We start from the raw sequence: 17,429 nt of genomic DNA, 5'->3' as shown, positions 1-17,429 counted from the left end.
AAGCCGGCCCGCATTGTCCGGTCCGGCTTTATAGGGGACCGAAAGGGCCCTTACAACGCAAGCCTGACCGACCCACGAGCTATGCTCGGGGGCGGAAAAGTCAATGTAAACATTGGAGAATGCAGTTAATGGGACGGCCGCCGACGATATGTCACATAGGAGAAGTCGGCGCTGTCGTCCGGTCCGGCGGGATGGCGGACGCGGCTTGTTTCCTCCCACTGCGCCTTGTCGATGTCGAAATGCGTGTCGCCGTCGGGCCGCGCATGCACTTCGGTGATCTCGAGGCGGTCGGCACGATCGAGCCATTGCCGGTAGATTTCGGCACCGCCGATCACGGCGATTTCAGCGGCTGAACGCCGCAGGGCATCACCAAGCGCAACTGCGCCAGCGGTCGCCGCCGACGTCGTGACGACTGCGCCAGCGGCGCGATAGGCTGGATCGCGCGTGATCACGATGTTGGTGCGGTCACGCAGCGGCCGGCGCCCGGGCAAGGATTCAAAAGTCTTTCGACCCATGATCACGGGCTTGCCGATGGTGAGCGCCTTGAAGCGCGCCATGTCGGATTTCAATCGCCACGGGATCGCGTTACCCGCGCCGATGACGCCGTTCTCCGCGATCGCGACGACGAACACGATCTCCATCAGGACGGGCTCCCTGCAAGTCGGATCAGCGCAGGGCCGGAGACGCGGCACAGCGTCCAGTCGTCCAGCATCGCGGCGCCGAGCGATTTGTAGAACGCGATCGACGTTGCGTTCCAGTCGAGCACCGCCCATTGGAGGCGCGACCAGCCGTTGTCGACGCATTCCTTCGCCAGATAGACCAGCAGCGCCTTGCCGAGGCCTTTGCCCCGGTGCGAGGGCCGCACATAGAGATCTTCGAGATAGATGCCGTGGCGGCCGCTGAAGGTCGAGAAATTCAGGAACCACACCGCGAAGCCGACCGGCTCGCCGTTCCATTCGGCAATCGCACAAAACAGCCTGGGATCGCCTCCGAACAAGGCCTCCGCGATGTCGGCCTCGGTCGCCTCGACCTCATGCGAGAGCTTTTCGTACGCGGCGAGTTCGCGGACGAAATCAAGAACGAGCCCGGCTTGGCCAGGACGCGCGCGGTGAATATTCAACGCCATCGGCTCTAGACCGCGACTTCCGCCTTGATATGCGGATGCGGATCGTAGCCGACGAGCTCGAAATCCTCGTAGCGGAAGGAGAAGATGTCCTTCACATCAGGATTGATCCGCATCACCGGCAACGCGCGCGGCGCGCGTGTGAGCTGAAGGCGCGCCTGCTCAAGATGGTTGGAATAGAGATGGGTATCGCCGAACGAATGCACGAAGTCGCCAGGCTTCAGCCCGGTGACCTGCGCCACCATCATGGTGAGCAGTGCATAGGAAGCGATATTGAAGGGCACGCCGAGGAAGACGTCGGCCGAGCGCTGATAGAGCTGACACGACAGCTTGCCGTTGGCGACGTAGAACTGGAACAGACAGTGGCACGGCGGTAGCGCCATCTTGTCGACCTCGGCCGGATTCCAGGCCGACACGATCAGGCGACGCGAGTCCGGATTGCGCTTGATCATGTCGACGACGTTGGCGATCTGGTCGATGCTGCGCCCATCGGGTGCGGGCCAGGAGCGCCATTGATGCCCGTAGACCGGGCCGAGATCGCCATTGGCGTCCGCCCACTCGTCCCAGATGGTGACGCCGTTGTCCCTGAGATATTTGATGTTGGTGTCGCCCTTCAGGAACCACAGCAGCTCATGCACGATCGCCTTGAGCGGCAACCGCTTGGTGGTCAGCATCGGAAAGCCGGCGGACAGATTGAAGCGCATCTGATGGCCAAACACCGACAGCGTGCCGGTACCGGTCCGGTCCGTCTTCTCGGCGCCGTCTGAAAGAATCCGCTCGAGCAGGTCCTGATACTGGTGCATGTGCCGATGAGCCTTTGGGGAGGCGGCGAACTTAACGACGCTTCCAGCGCTGCGACAGCGGCGATTCGCTGCCTCCACTAATTATACCCCGAAAAGTGAGTGTTCCCGGGGCGAACGACAAGGGGCGGAACCTGCGTCCGCCCCTCGCCTATCGGCTTGAAAGTGCTCGTTAAGTTACCGGCTTGAGCACCGGGGTCCACTTCGCGATCTCGGATTTGACGAGGGCGGCCAGCGCCTCCGGCGTCCGGTCTGCCGGGTCCGGGATGACGCTGCCGAGGTCGAGCAGGCGTTTCTTCACGGTCTCGTCGTCGAGCGCCTTGACGGCAGCAGCGTTCAGGCCCGCCACGATCGCAGGCGGGGTTCCCTTGGGCGCGAACATCGCGTTCCAGGCCTAGGCCTGGAATGTCGGCAGGCCGGCTTCGGCCGTGGTAGGCACGTTCGGCAGCGACGGATTGCGCTCCGGCGTTGCGATCGCATAGGCCTTGATCGTGTTGGCGTTGATCTGCGGCACCGCATTGACGATCTGATCGCACATGTAGTCGACCTGGCCCGCCACCAGCGCGTTCATCGCAGGGCCCGTGCCGTTGAAGGGTACGCCGACCGGTTTGACGTCGAGAATCGAGTGCAACAACTCGCACGAGGCATGCGAGACCGAGCCGACGCCGGCATGCGCGGCATTCACCTTCTCGGCGTTGGCCTTCACGTAAGCAATGAATTCCTTGAGATCCTTCGGCGGAAAATCCTTGCGCGCCAGGATCAGGATCGGCGTGCCCGCGACCAACGCGATCGGCTCGAAATCCTTCTCGGGATGATAGGCGAGCTTCGGATAGAGCGGCACGGAGGCGGCGTGCGTACCCATGTGACCGGTGATCAGGGTATAGCCGTCATTGGCCGCACGCGCGGCGCGCGTGGTCGCGGTGGTGCCACCGGCGCCGACCACGTTCTCGATGATGATGCTCTGCCCCAACGTCTGCGCCATGTGCGAGGTGACGATGCGCGCAACGACGTCGGTGGGGCCGCCGGCCGCGAACGGCACGATCATGGTGATGCTGCGCGTCGGATAGGTCTGCGCTTCACCTGATGCGACAAAGCCGCACAGCGATGCGAGCACGGCGGCACATGCGCACGTGAGCGCGCGAATGGATGTCATCTTGATCTCCCGACACAAGAAAAATGCCGGCCTCGCGGCCGGCATTTTCATTTCACGAAGACATCACGCAAGTCGATTGGACTTCCGAATGCGGCGGGCCGACGCGTGACACGCCGACGCAGGCACGCGCCGCGATCAGTTCTCCGATTCGGTGAACACCTCGTCGCGCTTGGCACGCAGCATGGGCAGCAGCGTCAGCACCAATAGGAATGCTGCAATCGCGAGCAGCACCGCCGACAACGGACGCGTCAGGAACACGCTCCAATCACCGCGGGAGATCAGCAGTGCGCGGCGCAGGTTCTCTTCCATCAGCGGTCCGAGCACCATGCCGAGCAACAGCGGCGCCGGCTCGAAATCGTGCTTGATCAGCCAGTAGCCGACCAGACCGAACACGCCTGCGAGGATGACGTCGACCGGCGCGTTGTTCACCGAGTAGATGCCGATCGCGCAGAAGATCACGATCGAGGGGAACATCAGCCGGTACGGTACGCGCAGCAGGCGGACCCAGATGCCGACCAGCGGCAGGTTGATGATGATCAGCATCAGATTGCCGATCCACATCGAGGCGATCATGCCCCAGACCAGATCCGGCTGTTTCTGCATCACCTGCGGGCCCGGCACGATGCCGTGAATGGTCATCGCGCCGACCATCAGCGCCATCACCGCGTTAGGCGGGATGCCAAGGGTGAGCAGCGGGATGAAGGAGGTCTGTGCCGCCGCGTTGTTGGCGCTTTCGGGCGCCGCCACGCCCTCGATCGCGCCGCGGCCGAACCGCGACGGGTTCTTGGCGAGCTTCTTCTCGAGCGTGTAGGCCGCGAACGACGCGATGACGGCGCCGCCGCCCGGCAGAATGCCGAGGATCGATCCGAGCACGGTGCCGCGCAGGATCGCGGGCGTCGAGTCGACGAGGTCCTTCCTCGTCGGCATCAGGCCGGTGATTTTCTGCTGCACGAGATCGCGATTCATCTCGGCGCCGGCGTCGAGATTGCGGATGATCTCTGCAAAACCGAACACGCCCATCGCCACCGTCGCAAAGCCGAGACCGTCGGCGAGCTCCGGAATGTTGAAGGCCATGCGCGAGGCTCCGGTCTCGATGTCCGAGCCGACCATCGACAGCAGCAGGCCGAACACGATCATCGCGATCGCCTTCAGCACCGAGCCCTTGGCGAGCACAACCGCGAAGATCAGGCCGAGCACCATCAGCGAGAAGTACTCCGCCGGACCGAACGCCAGCGCGAGTTTCGTGAGCGGTGCGCCTAGGACGGCGATCAAAACGGTCGCGACACAGCCGGCGAAGAACGAGCCGATCGCGGCGATCGCCAGCGCCGGACCGGCGCGGCCCTGCTTGGCCATCGCATGGCCGTCGATGGCGGTGACGACCGATGTCGCTTCGCCTGGAATGTTCACCAGGATCGAGGTGGTCGAGCCGCCATACTGGGCGCCGTAATAGATGCCGGCGAGCATGATCAGCGCGCCGACCGGGGGCAGTCCGAAGGTGATCGGCAGCAGCATCGCGACCGTCGCGATGGTGCCGATGCCCGGTAGCACGCCGACCAGCGTGCCGACGAGCGCGCCGATCAGGCACATCAGCAGGTTGATCGGAGAAAACGCGACGACGAAACCGTGAGCGAGGTTGGCAAAAATCTCCATGACAGCCTCACTGAGCCAGGAAGCGCGGGAACATCGGCATCGGCAGACCGAGCACGTAGGGGAAGAGAAGCGCGCATCCGACAGTCAGGCAAGCACCAACGATGGCGGCCTCGACCCAGCGCGTCTCATGCGACCCTAGCGCTGCGATCATGAAGCTCACGAACGCCGAGACCACGAGGCCAAGCGGCCGGATCGCCAGCGCAAAGAACAGGATCGCGCACATCACGAACAGCGGCCCGCGCCATGAATAATGTGCAAGCGCCGGTCCCTCGTTCAAAAGGCCAGTCAAGGCGATGCCGGCGGACAGAGCAACCAGAAGCCCGCCGAACATCCTCGGCGCGGTGCCGGCGCCGAACGAGAAACCTCGCATGCCCTGCAGATCGCTCGAAGCCCAGAGCGCAAACAGTGCGAGCGCCATCAGGATGACGCCGCCGATGTAGTCCTGCGCCGACTTGATCGTCATGAACAGCGTGACGATCGCCACGGCAAACAGCGGATAGGAATAGATCAGCGCCAGCAAGACGTCCGACGACGCCTTCTTGGTCTCACCGCCGATGGCGCCAAACAGCGCAGCGGGCGCGCCGGCAACCAGCGCCGTGGCGTGGCTGATCAAGACCGTGGCCGGACCGCGCCCGGCGCCCCAGCCAAAGATCGTCCCGATCGACCAGATGAATTCGAAAATCTGCGGCGCGATGGCCAGCAGGCAGAAGCCGAGAGCTACCGACGTGTTTCTGGTGGCTGTCGTCGCCGAGTGGCCCATTGTATCGGCCATGCATGTCTCCTCCGCGACCCGTAAGTCACGAGCACTGTTGTTCTAATCGGCTGGAAATTGATCCCCGGCCCGGATCATTGCCTAGCGATTTTCATCACACAATGCCAGCGAAACCCAACAGGCCCCCTGCGAGCAGAAGCCACAGAGGATTGACGCGCGAGACGGAGGCGATCAGAGCAACCGTCGCGGTCAGGAGCAGTGCAGCAATACTGCGATCTGTCGATTGGGCGAGGATCAGGGCACTGGCCGCCATCAATCCGATCGAGAGCGGAACCAGTGCTGCCTGGATCAGAGCGGGCCAACGCGATTGGCTCGGCCGGTTCAGGAGCCGGCTGACATAATAGGCGAGCAGCGCCGTTGGCAGGCACATCGCCAGCGTCGCCGCCAGCGCGCCGGCAATGCCGGCAACCGCGTAGCCGATCAACGTGACGATCAGGACGTTCGGACCTGGCGAAAGCTGCGCGATCGCATAGGCATCTGCGAACTGCTTGTCGGTCATCCAGTGATGCACATCGACGGCGATGCGATGCATCTCGGGCACCGCCGCCGCCGCACCGCCGACAGCGAACAGCGACATTAGACCAAAGGTGGAAATCAGCGCCCAGATCGGGTTCTCACTGCTCATGCTGCTACCTTCCGCCGCATCAAAAAGGTGACGCCGATGCTGAGCGGGATCGCGACCAGCAGCACGGCCTGAAGCGGCAGGCGAAGAACGCCGATGGCGATGAACACGCCGAGCATCAGGATGAGCACGACGACCTCCATTCGCTTGAGCAGCGGCGTCATCATGCGGAAGACGACCGCGATCAGCAGCCCGACTGCCGCGCAGGAGATGCCTGCGAGAACGCGACGCAGCACCTCCACGTCGCCGAACCTGGCATAGATGATCGCGAGCACGGTCATGATCAGCGTCGGTGGCAGCAACAGCCCGGTGAAGGCGGCAACGCCGCCCGCGATGCCGCGCAGTCGCGAGCCGAACACCATCGACAGATTGACGATATTGGGCCCGGGCAGGAAATGGCAGAGCGCAAAGGTCTCGTTGAACTCGTCCGCCGTCATCCAGCGGTACTGGTCGACGATGGCGTGCCTGGCGAAAACCAGGACCCCGCCGAAACCGGCCAGGGACATCCGGGCGAAGGCCAGAAACAGCGCCAGCAAGCCGGGCGGAGCGGCGCGGGTAGCAGGAATTTCCGGCTCTTGGGCGGCCGGTGCTGAATCCGTGGACATGTCAGCAGCTTAGAACGCAGTTCGCCGTTCGGCCAAGATCAGGACTGCGACCATCCCCGACCTATCCAAAGGGAACCGCGCCCTCTTCGCTCGAAACCTCTGTTTTTTGAAACCTTTGCCCCCTATATTGGGGGTGCCGGTTCGCCGGCTATGGAAATAAACGGTCGTCGCAATAAACCATTCGGACCCGGGGGCGGTACCCGGCGCCTCCACCAAAGCCCACCGGCGGGCTCACCCGACAGCGGGCTTTGGCGGGGGCGAAATAGGATCGACGAGGGCGTAAAGGGCGTGCTTTTTCCCGGTATTGTTCCGCCGTTATCGGGCTACTGCAATAGTTGCCAACGACAACTTTGCTCCGGTTGCTCAGGCTGCGTAACGCAGTTTGAAAGACCATCTTAAAGTCCTAACGGGTTAAGCTCCGTTAGGCGGGGTTCGGAGGCACCTGGCAACAGAAGCCTCCACTTACCTCTGATTTCCTTCCCGGCGGGGACTCCTGCTGACCCGTGAGGCGCGGTACTATTGCGGCTTGGCGAGTCGGACCGGCAGGGCCCGTCTCCTGGACTGTAACAGGACCACCATGGCGACCGATCATATCCGATACGATGTGCTGGCACGCGACGCGCTGCGCGGCGTGCTGCGCAAGGTACTGACCGATGCCGCGGCCCATGGATTGCCGGGCGAGCATCATTTCTTCATCACCTTCGTATCGAAGGCCGAGGGCGTGAAGCTCTCGAGCCGGCTGCTGGCGCAATATCCGGAAGAGATGACGATCATCCTCCAGCACCAGTTCTGGGACCTGACCGTGCTCGAGGATCGTTTCGAGGTCGGCCTGTCCTTCGGCGGCATTCCGGAGCGGCTGGTGGTGCCGTTCAGCGCCATCAAGAGCTTCCTCGATCCGTCCGTGAAGTTCGGCCTCCAGTTCGACACCTCCGACGTCACCGAGTTGGCGGGTGAGAATTTGCCGGCCGCCCCGGCCCCATCAGCTGTCGCGGCGCCTGTCCCGGCCGCCGAGACGGCAGAGACCGCGGAAGAGCCGACCCCGCCGAACCAGGGCGGCGCCGAGGTCGTGCGGCTGGATCGTTTCCGCAAGAAATGATCCAGGTTGGGCGCGAGACCGTCGCAGCCGGCCAAACACCCTATATAGAAGAGCACATGATGAGGCCGCGCGGAGTTTCCCGCGGCAGAATGGATGTGCTCATGGCCAAAGCTGCGAAAACCGCCCGCCCCCCAACCCGCACCGAGACCGACAGCTTCGGTCCCATCGAGGTCCCCGCCGACCGCTATTGGGGGGCGCAGACCGAACGCTCGCGGCAGAATTTCCGCATCGGCATCGATCGCATGCCGATCTCGCTCGTGCATGCGCTCGGCACAGTCAAGCTCGCGGCCGCACAGTCGAACCTCGAACTCGGCCTGCTCGACAAGCGCCGCGCCGGCGCGATCATCCGCGCCGCGCACGAGGTGATCGAGGGCAAGCTCGACGATCACTTTCCGCTGGTGGTGTGGCAGACCGGCTCGGGCACCCAGAGCAACATGAACCTCAACGAGGTCATCGCCAACCGCGCCAATGAGCTCCTGGGCGGCGAACTCGGCGCCAAGAAGCCGGTGCATCCCAATGACCACGTCAACATGAGCCAGTCGTCGAACGACTCGTTCCCGACCGCCATGCATATCGCGGCCGCAAGCCGCATCACCGCTGACCTCGTCCCGGCCCTTGGCGAGTTGCACCGCGCGCTGCGCAAGAAGGAGAAGGAGTTCGCCAAGATCGTCAAGATCGGCCGCACCCACACCCAGGATGCGACGCCGTTGACGCTGGGTCAGGAATTTTCCGGCTATGCATCGCAGGTCGAGAGCGGCATCGCGCGGCTCAAGGTCGCGGTGAAGGATATCCATCCCCTGGCGCAGGGCGGCACCGCGGTCGGCACCGGCCTCAATTCCAAACCGCGCTTTGCGCAGCTATTCGCAAAGCACGTTGCCAGAATAACCAAACTGCCCTTCAGCAGCGCCGCCAATAAATTCGAGGCGCTGGCCTCCAACGACGCCTATGTGGCGGCGCACGGCGCCATCAACTCCGTCGCCACGGGCCTCTTCAAGATCGCCAACGACATCCGCCTGCTCGGATCTGGCCCGCGTTCGGGGCTTGGCGAACTGATCCTGCCGGAGAACGAACCGGGCTCGTCGATCATGCCGGGCAAGGTCAATCCGACGCAGTGCGAGGCGATGACCATGGTGTGCTGCCAGGTGTTCGGCAATCACACCGCGATCACGGTCGCCGGGAGCCAGGGCCATTTCGAGCTGAACGTCTACAAGCCCGTTCTCGCCTACAACATGCTGCACTCGATCCGCCTGATGGCGGACGCGGCGCGCTCCTTCACCGAGCATTGCGTCAGCGGCATCCGCGCCGACCAGAAGCACATCAAGGAGCTGATGGAGCGTTCGCTGATGCTGGTGACCGCACTCGCGCCCAAGATCGGCTACGACAACGCCGCCAAGGTGGCCAAGACCGCCCATGCCAACGGCACCACGCTGAAGGAAGAGGCGCTGCGGCTCGGCTTCGTCTCCGCCGACGAATTCGACCGCCTGGTGCAGCCCGAGAAGATGACGCGGCCCGGATAAAATTCCGAATTCCGATAGTTATCCGTAATGATACGGAGCCCCAAAGCCCATAAATTGTAAGGCCTAAGGGACGGGATTTGATTACCGTCAATGTGGCGGCGGGGGCACCTGCTACGCAAGAAGCCCCACCGCCCTTGACGGGGCGAAATTCATCGTTTGATGGCCCGCGAGGCCGATTGACGAGGACGAGCGAATGACGATCAAGTCTTGTGGGGCGCAACGCGGCGCCCTGTTTCTGGAAGTTTCATCCAGCCTGAAGAGGAGAGGATGATGGAGACGCGGCATGGGGAACGTCATCAACCTGAATCGTTTCAGGAAGCGCGCCGAGCGGGAGGCATCGGCGAAGCAGGCGGACGTCAACCGAACGAAGTTCGGCCGCACGAAGGCCGAGCGATCGGCGGAGGAGAAGCAGGCGGACCAGGCGAAGGCACATCTGGACCAGCATCGGATCGATCGCGAGGAGCAGCCATGAAGTCGCCCGTCGTGAAGCGCTCGATCGTGGTCGCCGGCCACAAGACCAGCGTCAGCCTGGAAGAGGCGTTCTGGAACGGCATGAAGGAGATCTCGGGCCTTCGCAACATGACGCTGTCCGAGCTCGTCGGCGAAATCGACGGCGCCCGCCAGCAGGGCAATCTGTCCTCGGCGATCCGCCTGTTCGTGCTCGACTACTTCAAGAGCCGCGCCATGGCCGCCATCCAGCCGGAGAAGGTCCCGGCGCAGTAGCGCCGGGGCGGTTTGCCCACGCCTTCGTGATCTGCACTTTAAAATCCCTCTAAGGTGCAGTTTCAGCGGGCACGCGCGCTTGACCTCGATGCCCTGCGTTGAAAATACAGGGCATGACCGACACTCATGACACGCGCCGCGAGATGCCGCTGGGCCTGGCCCAGCGCGGCTATACCGGCGTCATTCAGCATCTCTCTGCCAGGGACGCAGGCTCGGCTCTCTCGGACATCGAGCTGGAGAGCCGGCTGATCGAGCTCGGCTTCGTCGAGGGCGCAAGGGTCGAGGTCCTGCACGAGGGGCTGGTCGGGCGCGACCCGATCGCCGTGCGTGTCGACAACATCACCATCGCGGTGCGCCGCCGCGAGGCCATGGCCATCATCGTCGCCTAGAAGCGCGACCGGATATTCGATCCATGGAATTACCCCTGCTTCATCTCGCCCTGGTGGGCACGCCAAACAGCGGCAAGACCTCGCTGTTCAATGCCCTGACCGGCAGCCGGCAGAAGGTCGCGAACTATCCGGGCGTCACGGTCGAGCGCAAGGAAGGGTTCTTCGTCACCCCGCAGGGGCGCCAGGTCTCCGTCGTCGACCTGCCCGGCACCTACTCGCTGCGCGGCCGCAGCCCGGACGAGGAGATCACCCGCGACTTCGTGCTCGGCAAGGCCTCCGGCGAGATCGTGCCTGACCTCGTGCTGTGCATCGCCGACAGCACCAATCTGCGTCTGACCATCCGCCTGCTGCTGGAGCTCAAGCGCACCGGCCGGCCGATGGTCCTCGTGCTCAACATGTTCGACATCGCGAGCCGCCGCGGCATCTCCGTCGACGTCGTCAGGCTCGCCAAGGAGCTCGGCGTACCCGTCGTCACCTCGATCGCGGTGCGCAAGGGCGGCACGGCCGACCTGCTCGCGCTGACCGACGAGATCTCCGCCAAGCTCGCCGCCGAGCCGGCCGAGAACAGCTGGCGCGCACTCAGCGTCTCCGAGTTGCGCGCGACCCAGCGCGAGGCCGACCGCATCATCTCGGACTGCGTCAGCCTGCCTGCCAGGCCCGACACCTGGACCGCGCGGATCGATGCGATCGTGCTGCACCCGGTCGGCGGCCTGATCGTGCTCGCGGCGATCCTGTTCGTGATGTTCCAGGCGGTGTTCGCCTGGGCGCAGCCGCTGATGGAGCTGCTGCAATCCGGCTTCGACGCACTCGGCGAGTTCGTGCACGCCACCCTGCCCGACGGCCTGCTCCAGAGCTTCCTTCAGAACGGCGTGATCTCGGGCGTCGGCAGCGTCATCGTGTTCCTGCCGCAGATCATCATCATCTTCCTGTTCATCCTGCTCCTGGAAGATTTCGGCTACATGGCGCGCGCGGCGTTCCTGATGGACCGCATCATGGGCGGCGCCGGCCTGCACGGCCGCGCCTTCATTCCGCTGCTGTCGAGCTTTGCCTGCGCCATTCCCGGCATCATGGCGACGCGCGTCATCGACAACAAGCGCGACCGGCTGACCACGATCCTGATCGCGCCGCTGATGACCTGCTCGGCGCGCATACCGGTCTACACGCTGATCATCTCCGCCTTCATTCCGGCCAAGGACGTCTGGGGCTTCATCAACCTGCAGGGCCTCGTGATGTTCGGGCTCTATGCCGCCGGCATCGTCAGCGCGCTGGCCGTCTCGTTCCTGATCAAGTTCTTCATGCTGCGCGACTATGCGCCGGCGCCGTTCATGCTGGAGTTGCCGGACTACAAGATGCCCCGGCTGAAATCGATCCTGATCGGCATCTACACCCGCGCCAAGATGTTCCTGCAGCGCGCCGGCACCACGATCTTCTCGATGATGGTGCTGATCTGGTTCCTGGCTTCGTTCCCGCAGCCGCCCGCCGGCAGCACCGAACCCGCCATCGACTTCAGCCTCGCCGCGATCATCGGCAAGGCGATCGAGCCGCTGCTTCATCCCGTCGGCTTCAACTGGCAGATCGCGGTCGCGCTGATCCCGGGCATGGCGGCGCGCGAGGTCGCGGTCGCTGCACTCGGCACCGTCTACGCGATCGAGGGCGGCAAGGAAGCCGCCGAGCAGATCGGCCAGGTGCTGGCGACGAAATGGTCGCTCGCCACCGCGCTGTCGATGCTGGCCTGGTACATCTTCGCTCCGCAATGCGCCTCCACGCTCGCCGTCATCCGGCGCGAGACCGGCAGCTGGCGCTGGATGGCGGCGACCTTCGCCTACATGCTGGTGCTGGCCTATGCGGCGAGCCTGCTGACCTACAATTTCGCGGTCGCACTCGGCGCGGGCTAGCCTCTCTCGAGACCAGAACTGCGAAAACAACCCCATGCACAGTAGACGAGGTCGTGAAATCAACGGCTTGCGCCTGCGCGAAGGTTGCCGGACGAAAATTCGGAAAATCCGTTGACCCGTCGGACAAAACAGGCGCATGATGGCAGCATGGGCGATCCGGGTTGGGCGCTGACATTTGCATCCTGTGCCGGCCCATACGGCAAGCCCCGTGACCTGCGACGTCGCGATCGCGCACGAACTCCATTTGGAAGTTCGGCAGCATTGATTTGTCTCAATGGTCCCCCTCATCGGCCTGTCACGATTGCGTCGTCCTGCAATGGGAGAGAGCACATGAGTGCACGTGCCAAGCTGATCGGACTGTTCGTCACCGCTGCGCTGTTCACGGCAGCGCCCCTGTCGTTTCACTACTCGCCGATGGCGACGGTCGCCGTGTCGGTCGACACCGCCGAGGCCCGCGTCGGGCGCCCCCTTACGCCGATGAGCGTCGCAGGCGTCAACCGCAGGGTCCATCGGCGGGCGTATTACGGCGCGGCGGCGGCGGGAGCTGCTGCCTACGGGGCCTACGGCTATCGCCGGGCTTGTGGGTATTACCCCTATCCGCCGTGCTATTGAGGGCGCCGGTACGAGGGCGCGCAAGCCGTTGAACTGGACTGCGTCAATACCGGACGGGGCGAGCCGCGCGTCATCGCGGCTCGCCCCGCGGTCCCGGCAATTCGGGTTGCCGCGCGCAGGCTCGCATACGCCCGATCATCATCCGCGCACACGCGGCAGGGCCGGTGGAATGTCGCGCTCCGGGATCGTACCGTTGTCGAACTGAATCAACAGGCCGTCGGTGCAGCAATGGCTTCTATTGCCTGTTTCGATTTTTGCTCGCGCCCCTGAGCGCCGGCGTCGTCGATGTCGCAGTCGCAACGTCCGTCATCTGAATGCAGGTGAGTAGATCGACATAGCTTTGGCCAACGATGGTGGCTTCGCTCTCGCACGCGTTGCGGACGGCGGGCCTCGTCGTCGCCCAGAGCGTGCCAAGTTGTTGCTGCGCCGCGGTCTCATCCCGCATGCAATCGGCAAAGCTCTGCGCGAGCGCCAATCCCATGGCCTTGTCGGTCTCCGTCGTCGCCTTGCACAAGGCTTCGACCTTGAGCTCCGGAATTCGATCCGAGATTTCCACCAACGAAGGGCTCGCAAGCAGCGCGAGCGAAAATAGAGCGGCGTTCATATCTGCCTCCGTCTCTAATACTGCCCTGGCGGTGTCGCGTTACGTCGCCTGCAAGAAAGCCACGCGCGTTCAAAAACGGCGTTGATCCAGATCAACGCCCGCGTGCGCTCGGGGATCGCCGCATGTCATGCTTCCCGACGCTGGACGAGACTGGATGCATCCCGAATTGCTGCGCGTCGGGGCGATCTGCATGTGCTCGTCAACGGCGCCAATGCGGATAGCCGGCCGAGGCCGGTTATCGTCGGTCGGTCGAAGCGCGGCATCAGGACCGCCGCCTATTCGATCGTTGCATTCACCGAGATGACCGACCTGCCTGAGCCGTACGGACCTTCGCCTTCACCATAGATCGCAAACGCATCGCTGCCCTTGTAACCGGATGCAGCGGTATACCTGAACGTCGTGACGTTGAGCTGCCTGAGCGTCCCGTGCGCAGGCTTGCGGGAAACGCCCGAGCTACGCATCGCTCCCGGAATCCGGATCGGGAAATTGCACGTCTGACCCGACCTGACCGCGAAGTAAGCCGTCATATCGACGCCGAACACGGATGGGTTGCCGGTGACCCGGCAGTCCGGGACGGCGTAAGCCGAAACCGGCGTCAGACTCAAGACAGCAGCTATTGCCAACACCCGCATCCTCGCCTCCTGTCAGGGATGAACTCGCTTCCATGGCAATCGATCTCGAAACGCGCGGGATAACGATTGATTTGAGTCAAGATACGTACAGGCAACCAGCGGCCCAACGAGAACATTTGAGCGCGGGTTGACCCGTCCACCCCAATTCCCGCCACCAGCTTGCTCGCATGCCTCGTTAAAATTTTACCCGGCCCATTGAGGTAGCCTTAAATCGGTCCAAGCGAAGCTCACATCGGGAAAAGATGGCAAGCGGCATCGGGTCGGACAGATGGATATCAGACAAACACTGCGCGCTTCGCCGCCCCACCGAAAAATCACAGGCCACGACGCCAGTGGGATATTCCGGCAATTTGTCCGAGATCAGTCGGGCAGCTACGTCATTATTTCCGCGCTGCTGATGCCCGTTCTGGTCGGCACGGCCGGCCTCGGAACCGAGGTCGGATGGTGGTACTATAAGCACAAGAACATGCAAAGTGCGGCCGACTCCGGCGCCGTGAGCGCTGCAACGGCCGCAAGCGCCGGCGGGGATATATTGGCGGAAGCCGACGCCGTCACAGCGAACTACGGCTACTCGAATTCGGTGAACAACGTCACGGTTGCGGTAAATAATCCGCCGAAAGCCGGCAGCTATACGTCCAATCTCCAGGCAATCGAGGTCGTCGTGAGTCAGCCACAACAGCGGCTGCTGTCGGCGTTGTTCGGCTCGGATCCCGTCCTCATCACCGCGCGGGCGGTTGCCCTCCCCAATTCCGGGACAGGCTGCGTGCTTGCACTCAATTCGAGCGCGAGCCCAGCCGTCAACGTAAGCGGAGGAAACCAGCTCAATCTGATCAAGTGCAACCTCTACAGCAACTCCGGCGCAAGCCCATCGCTCAACGTTGCTGGCAGCGCGACCGTTTCTGCCAACCAGGTCGGAGTGGTCGGCGATGTATCCGGGGCCAGCAGCATCACGACCACCAACGGCGTTAAAACGCACGTTCAACCGATTGCCGATCCCTATGCGAACGTGCTTCCTCCCTCGGAGCCGAGTTGCACCAACGCCAAGATCACCGTCAATTCCAACGGGAAGACCAGTTCCCTCGACCCCGGCTGCTACAGCGGCAGTATCACGGTCAACGCCGGAGCGACGTTGAACCTCAATCCCGGCATCTATTACCTCGACGGCGCCAATTTGAGCGTCGCGGGCAACGCCACGATTACCGGCACTGGCGTGACCCTGGTGTTTACGGGCTCGGGCAGTGACTGGGGAACCGCTTCGATCGGCAGCAACGCGAACATCAACCTGACGGCGCCAACCAGCGGCTCCACGCAGGGAATCGTCATCTATGGCGACCGCAAGATGCCGGCCGGAACCGCTTTCAACCTCACCGGAGGCAGCACGCAGAACTTCGGGGGAGCCATCTATCTGCCGAAGGCAAATCTCAGTTTCAGCGGCGGCAACGGTACGAGTACCTCGTGCACCAAGATCATTGCGGACACGCTGACATTCACCGGCACCTCGAATCTCCAGGTCGATTGCTCCGCGCTCGGCGGCACTGCAACGATCGGCTCGCAAACTGCCCAACTCGTCGAATGAGGTCGGCCATGACGCGAACTCGGAAATCGTCACCTGGAAGCCGTGGTCGCATGTTCGAAGCCCTGGCGAGGGGCGTGCGCGCTGCCATCCATGATGAGCGAGGCGTCGCAGCCATCGAATTCGGGATCATGATCCCGATACTGTCGCTCATGGTCGTTTCAGTGACTGACATCGGGCTCGCGGTCTTTCGCAAGATGCAGGTCGAGGACGCGGCGCAAGCCGGAGCGCAATACGCGATCATTCACGGCTTTGACGCGAGCGGCATCTCGAGCGCCGTAACGAGCGCAACCAACTCCACTGCCGTTACGGCTTCACCCGGACCGGTTAAATTCTACGGCTGCCCGACGGGCACAGGGGTGAGCGTTGTGAGCGCCGGCACGGTCTGCACGGGCGGCGCGCAGGCTGGTACTTATGCGACTGTCTCGGCCCAAGCGACCTACTATACACTGATCAACTACCAGATCATCGCAGTCGCGTACACATACAATGCCCAATCCACGACGAGGCTGCAGTGAAGCTCGCAGCGATATGGGCAGACAATCGGGCGACAACGGCGCTGGAATTTGCACTGACCGCCCCCGTTTTTTTTCTGTTCCTATTTGGCATCATCGAGTTTGGATTGCTTTTCTGGACTCAACTCGGCCTTCAACATGGGACTGAAATGGCCGCGCGGTGTGCGACCGTCAATCCATCGCTGTGTCCGAACAGCGGCGCCATCACAGGCTACGCCGCGCAGCAAGCCTTCGGACTCGCCCTTCCGGCGCAGACATTCGCTTATTCGGCGTCGAACTGTGGCAACCAGGTGAGCGCAAGTTACGCGTTCCAATTTCCACAAATACTCAATCTGTCGCCGGTGACGCTAACGGCTCAGGCGTGCTTTCCGAGTTGAGTTCGGCTGTCGCGGCGTTGTTCGACAGCAATGAAAAGAGACCGCCTCAGCTGGCGGGCTCTTTCAGCCGGCACCGGTTGAATCGAAAGGGGCTACCTCGCAGCAGCCCCCTGCCGGTTGAAATGATGTTGGTGCTCAAATGCCCAGCCCCGGCGCCCCGTATCAAATTACCCTTTTGCCCGAGATCAAGGGGCTTCAAAGGGTAATTGCTACTTTTTCCCGACAAGCGTAGCGTTCTTTCGGCGCTTCGGCGCTACGCATACGGATATCTCTGCCGCCCGCCCTCTGACGTCCCGCAAAGACGAAACCTCCAGAGGGCGGGTCTTCCTCCTTGGAGAGTTTCGTAATGGCAAAACCATCAACGCTTCCAGCTCAAGTCTTTGACCACGCGCCGGACCAAGCACTGGCTCACCTCCCAACGGAACTGCCACCAGTCCAAACTGGCCCATCGGGCACATCATTGGCCGAGGTGACGCTGCCTCAGCACGTCCTGGACCAAGTTGATCACATAGCTCCGGTCGGTGTTTCGCATCTTCCAGATTTCTTCTTTTGATTGCCCAGAGAAAAGGAGGCCGCCATCAGGGCGGTTTGCGGCACATCGATCTCCCGATCTGCCATCGATGAGATTGGTGCTTTGAGTATCCTGACAAACGACGGTCACGGCCGCCGTAAGCAGACTCGCGCCTACATTATCAACTGAACGATAAGTGTATGTTCTCTTCATTTACTGCCTGGCCGACTACAGATTTGGATTATGCATATGTTCGTCAC

Annotated in this window: 19 protein-coding genes, 1 other RNA gene and 1 pseudogene; 11 read left to right on the top strand and 10 right to left on the bottom strand. The window is 62.9% G+C overall.

Annotated features, from left to right (window positions below; translation table 11 throughout):
• Positions 1–125: 125 nt before the first annotated feature.
• The 8 genes and pseudogenes from QY049_RS18630 to QY049_RS18595 all read right to left on the bottom strand — a co-directional run bounded on the left by QY049_RS18630 (position 126) and on the right by QY049_RS18595 (position 6,725).
• Positions 126–641 carry a dihydrofolate reductase gene (locus tag QY049_RS18630; RefSeq protein ID WP_301269809.1) on the bottom strand — a complete coding sequence of 172 codons (516 nt, stop codon included), beginning with the start codon at positions 639–641 and terminating at the stop codon, positions 126–128.
• Positions 641–1,126, bottom strand: coding sequence for a GNAT family N-acetyltransferase (locus tag QY049_RS18625; RefSeq protein WP_194480263.1), 486 nt, complete (start codon positions 1,124–1,126; stop codon positions 641–643). The genes QY049_RS18630 and QY049_RS18625 overlap by 1 nt, the downstream gene beginning before the upstream one ends.
• 5 nt (positions 1,127–1,131) lie before the next feature.
• Entirely contained in the window at positions 1,132–1,926 is a 795-nt protein-coding gene (locus tag QY049_RS18620; RefSeq protein ID WP_074118390.1) for a thymidylate synthase, read from the bottom strand.
• A gap of 169 nt (positions 1,927–2,095) precedes the next feature.
• A pseudogene (locus tag QY049_RS18615) lies at positions 2,096–3,076 on the bottom strand (tripartite tricarboxylate transporter substrate binding protein BugD).
• A gap of 135 nt (positions 3,077–3,211) precedes the next feature.
• Entirely contained in the window at positions 3,212–4,726 is a 1,515-nt protein-coding gene (locus tag QY049_RS18610) for a tripartite tricarboxylate transporter permease (protein WP_194480259.1), read from the bottom strand.
• A gap of 7 nt (positions 4,727–4,733) precedes the next feature.
• Positions 4,734–5,498, bottom strand: a complete 765-nt coding sequence (locus QY049_RS18605; RefSeq protein WP_301269808.1) for a tripartite tricarboxylate transporter TctB family protein — start codon at positions 5,496–5,498, stop codon at positions 4,734–4,736.
• A 94-nt stretch (positions 5,499–5,592) separates the two neighbouring features.
• A complete protein-coding gene (locus QY049_RS18600) occupies positions 5,593–6,123 on the bottom strand; it encodes a chromate transporter (RefSeq protein WP_194480256.1) in 531 nt (176 codons plus the stop codon).
• Positions 6,120–6,725, bottom strand: a complete 606-nt coding sequence (locus QY049_RS18595) for a chromate transporter (RefSeq protein ID WP_194480254.1) — start codon at positions 6,723–6,725, stop codon at positions 6,120–6,122. The genes QY049_RS18600 and QY049_RS18595 overlap by 4 nt, the downstream gene beginning before the upstream one ends.
• A 96-nt stretch (positions 6,726–6,821) precedes the next feature.
• On the opposite strand from QY049_RS18595, the gene ssrA reads away from it, so the two are divergent.
• The 8 genes from ssrA (at position 6,822) to QY049_RS18555 (ending at position 12,957) form a co-directional block, all read left to right on the top strand.
• Positions 6,822–7,188, top strand: a transfer-messenger RNA (tmRNA) gene (ssrA, locus tag QY049_RS18590).
• A gap of 114 nt (positions 7,189–7,302) precedes the next feature.
• On the top strand, positions 7,303–7,821 hold the full coding sequence (locus QY049_RS18585) for an SspB family protein (RefSeq protein WP_258765822.1): 519 nt from the start codon (positions 7,303–7,305) through the stop codon (positions 7,819–7,821).
• Between the two features lie 89 nt (positions 7,822–7,910).
• Positions 7,911–9,338 carry a class II fumarate hydratase gene (gene fumC / locus QY049_RS18580; RefSeq protein WP_301269807.1) on the top strand — a complete coding sequence of 476 codons (1,428 nt, stop codon included), beginning with the start codon at positions 7,911–7,913 and terminating at the stop codon, positions 9,336–9,338.
• 283 nt (positions 9,339–9,621) lie between these two features.
• Positions 9,622–9,810, top strand: coding sequence for a DUF4169 family protein (locus tag QY049_RS18575; RefSeq protein WP_194480248.1), 189 nt, complete (start codon positions 9,622–9,624; stop codon positions 9,808–9,810).
• Entirely contained in the window at positions 9,807–10,061 is a 255-nt protein-coding gene (locus QY049_RS18570) for a ribbon-helix-helix domain-containing protein (protein ID WP_027529561.1), read from the top strand. Before QY049_RS18575 ends, QY049_RS18570 begins: the two co-directional genes overlap by 4 nt.
• A 113-nt stretch (positions 10,062–10,174) precedes the next feature.
• Positions 10,175–10,450 carry a FeoA family protein gene (locus QY049_RS18565; protein ID WP_301269806.1) on the top strand — a complete coding sequence of 92 codons (276 nt, stop codon included), beginning with the start codon at positions 10,175–10,177 and terminating at the stop codon, positions 10,448–10,450.
• A 23-nt stretch (positions 10,451–10,473) separates the two neighbouring features.
• The gene (locus tag QY049_RS18560) at positions 10,474–12,345 is read left to right on the top strand and encodes a ferrous iron transporter B (protein ID WP_301269805.1); all 1,872 of its coding nucleotides are present in this window, start codon (positions 10,474–10,476) and stop codon (positions 12,343–12,345) included.
• 330 nt (positions 12,346–12,675) lie between these two features.
• A complete protein-coding gene (locus tag QY049_RS18555; RefSeq protein ID WP_194480243.1) occupies positions 12,676–12,957 on the top strand; it encodes a hypothetical protein in 282 nt (93 codons plus the stop codon).
• Positions 12,958–13,192: 235 nt separating this feature from the next.
• Here QY049_RS18555 and QY049_RS18550 read toward each other — a convergent pair whose 3' ends face one another.
• Entirely contained in the window at positions 13,193–13,561 is a 369-nt protein-coding gene (locus tag QY049_RS18550) for a hypothetical protein (protein ID WP_258765819.1), read from the bottom strand.
• Positions 13,562–13,836: 275 nt separating this feature from the next.
• Positions 13,837–14,193, bottom strand: a complete 357-nt coding sequence (locus tag QY049_RS18545) for a hypothetical protein (RefSeq protein WP_246755719.1) — start codon at positions 14,191–14,193, stop codon at positions 13,837–13,839.
• Between the two features lie 268 nt (positions 14,194–14,461).
• Between QY049_RS18545 and QY049_RS18540 the strand changes: the two genes are divergently transcribed.
• The 3 genes from QY049_RS18540 to QY049_RS18530 are packed head-to-tail and all read left to right on the top strand — an operon-like array spanning position 14,462 to position 16,658.
• Positions 14,462–15,769, top strand: a complete 1,308-nt coding sequence (locus QY049_RS18540) for a TadE/TadG family type IV pilus assembly protein (RefSeq protein ID WP_301269804.1) — start codon at positions 14,462–14,464, stop codon at positions 15,767–15,769.
• A 50-nt stretch (positions 15,770–15,819) separates the two neighbouring features.
• Positions 15,820–16,284, top strand: a complete 465-nt coding sequence (locus tag QY049_RS18535; RefSeq protein WP_246755718.1) for a TadE/TadG family type IV pilus assembly protein — start codon at positions 15,820–15,822, stop codon at positions 16,282–16,284.
• The gene (locus QY049_RS18530; RefSeq protein WP_246755717.1) at positions 16,281–16,658 is read left to right on the top strand and encodes a TadE/TadG family type IV pilus assembly protein; all 378 of its coding nucleotides are present in this window, start codon (positions 16,281–16,283) and stop codon (positions 16,656–16,658) included. The genes QY049_RS18535 and QY049_RS18530 overlap by 4 nt, the downstream gene beginning before the upstream one ends.
• Positions 16,659–17,429 lie beyond the last annotated feature (771 nt).

This window comes from Bradyrhizobium sp. WYCCWR 13022, assembly GCF_030435535.1.
Taxonomy (GTDB): Bacteria; Pseudomonadota; Alphaproteobacteria; order Rhizobiales; family Xanthobacteraceae; genus Bradyrhizobium.
Note: the sequence above shows the minus strand (reverse complement) of the source record. Positions and strands in the feature narration are given on the sequence as shown.

What these genes read in the sequence shown, in the direction of transcription:
- QY049_RS18630 (WP_301269809.1), bottom strand. Translation starts at nt 641, where the DNA reads ATGGAGATCGTGTTCGTCGTCGCGATCGCGGAGAACGGCGTCATCGGC.
- QY049_RS18625 (WP_194480263.1), bottom strand. Translation starts at nt 1,126, where the DNA reads ATGGCGTTGAATATTCACCGCGCGCGTCCTGGCCAAGCCGGGCTCGTT.
- QY049_RS18620 (WP_074118390.1), bottom strand. Translation starts at nt 1,926, where the DNA reads ATGCACCAGTATCAGGACCTGCTCGAGCGGATTCTTTCAGACGGCGCC.
- QY049_RS18610 (WP_194480259.1), bottom strand. Translation starts at nt 4,726, where the DNA reads ATGGAGATTTTTGCCAACCTCGCTCACGGTTTCGTCGTCGCGTTTTCT.
- QY049_RS18605 (WP_301269808.1), bottom strand. Translation starts at nt 5,498, where the DNA reads ATGGCCGATACAATGGGCCACTCGGCGACGACAGCCACCAGAAACACG.
- QY049_RS18600 (WP_194480256.1), bottom strand. Translation starts at nt 6,123, where the DNA reads ATGAGCAGTGAGAACCCGATCTGGGCGCTGATTTCCACCTTTGGTCTA.
- QY049_RS18595 (WP_194480254.1), bottom strand. Translation starts at nt 6,725, where the DNA reads ATGTCCACGGATTCAGCACCGGCCGCCCAAGAGCCGGAAATTCCTGCT.
- QY049_RS18585 (WP_258765822.1), top strand. Translation starts at nt 7,303, where the DNA reads ATGGCGACCGATCATATCCGATACGATGTGCTGGCACGCGACGCGCTG.
- fumC (WP_301269807.1), top strand. Translation starts at nt 7,911, where the DNA reads ATGGATGTGCTCATGGCCAAAGCTGCGAAAACCGCCCGCCCCCCAACC.
- QY049_RS18575 (WP_194480248.1), top strand. Translation starts at nt 9,622, where the DNA reads ATGGGGAACGTCATCAACCTGAATCGTTTCAGGAAGCGCGCCGAGCGG.
- QY049_RS18570 (WP_027529561.1), top strand. Translation starts at nt 9,807, where the DNA reads ATGAAGTCGCCCGTCGTGAAGCGCTCGATCGTGGTCGCCGGCCACAAG.
- QY049_RS18565 (WP_301269806.1), top strand. Translation starts at nt 10,175, where the DNA reads ATGACCGACACTCATGACACGCGCCGCGAGATGCCGCTGGGCCTGGCC.
- QY049_RS18560 (WP_301269805.1), top strand. Translation starts at nt 10,474, where the DNA reads ATGGAATTACCCCTGCTTCATCTCGCCCTGGTGGGCACGCCAAACAGC.
- QY049_RS18555 (WP_194480243.1), top strand. Translation starts at nt 12,676, where the DNA reads ATGAGTGCACGTGCCAAGCTGATCGGACTGTTCGTCACCGCTGCGCTG.
- QY049_RS18550 (WP_258765819.1), bottom strand. Translation starts at nt 13,561, where the DNA reads ATGAACGCCGCTCTATTTTCGCTCGCGCTGCTTGCGAGCCCTTCGTTG.
- QY049_RS18545 (WP_246755719.1), bottom strand. Translation starts at nt 14,193, where the DNA reads ATGCGGGTGTTGGCAATAGCTGCTGTCTTGAGTCTGACGCCGGTTTCG.
- QY049_RS18540 (WP_301269804.1), top strand. Translation starts at nt 14,462, where the DNA reads ATGGATATCAGACAAACACTGCGCGCTTCGCCGCCCCACCGAAAAATC.
- QY049_RS18535 (WP_246755718.1), top strand. Translation starts at nt 15,820, where the DNA reads ATGTTCGAAGCCCTGGCGAGGGGCGTGCGCGCTGCCATCCATGATGAG.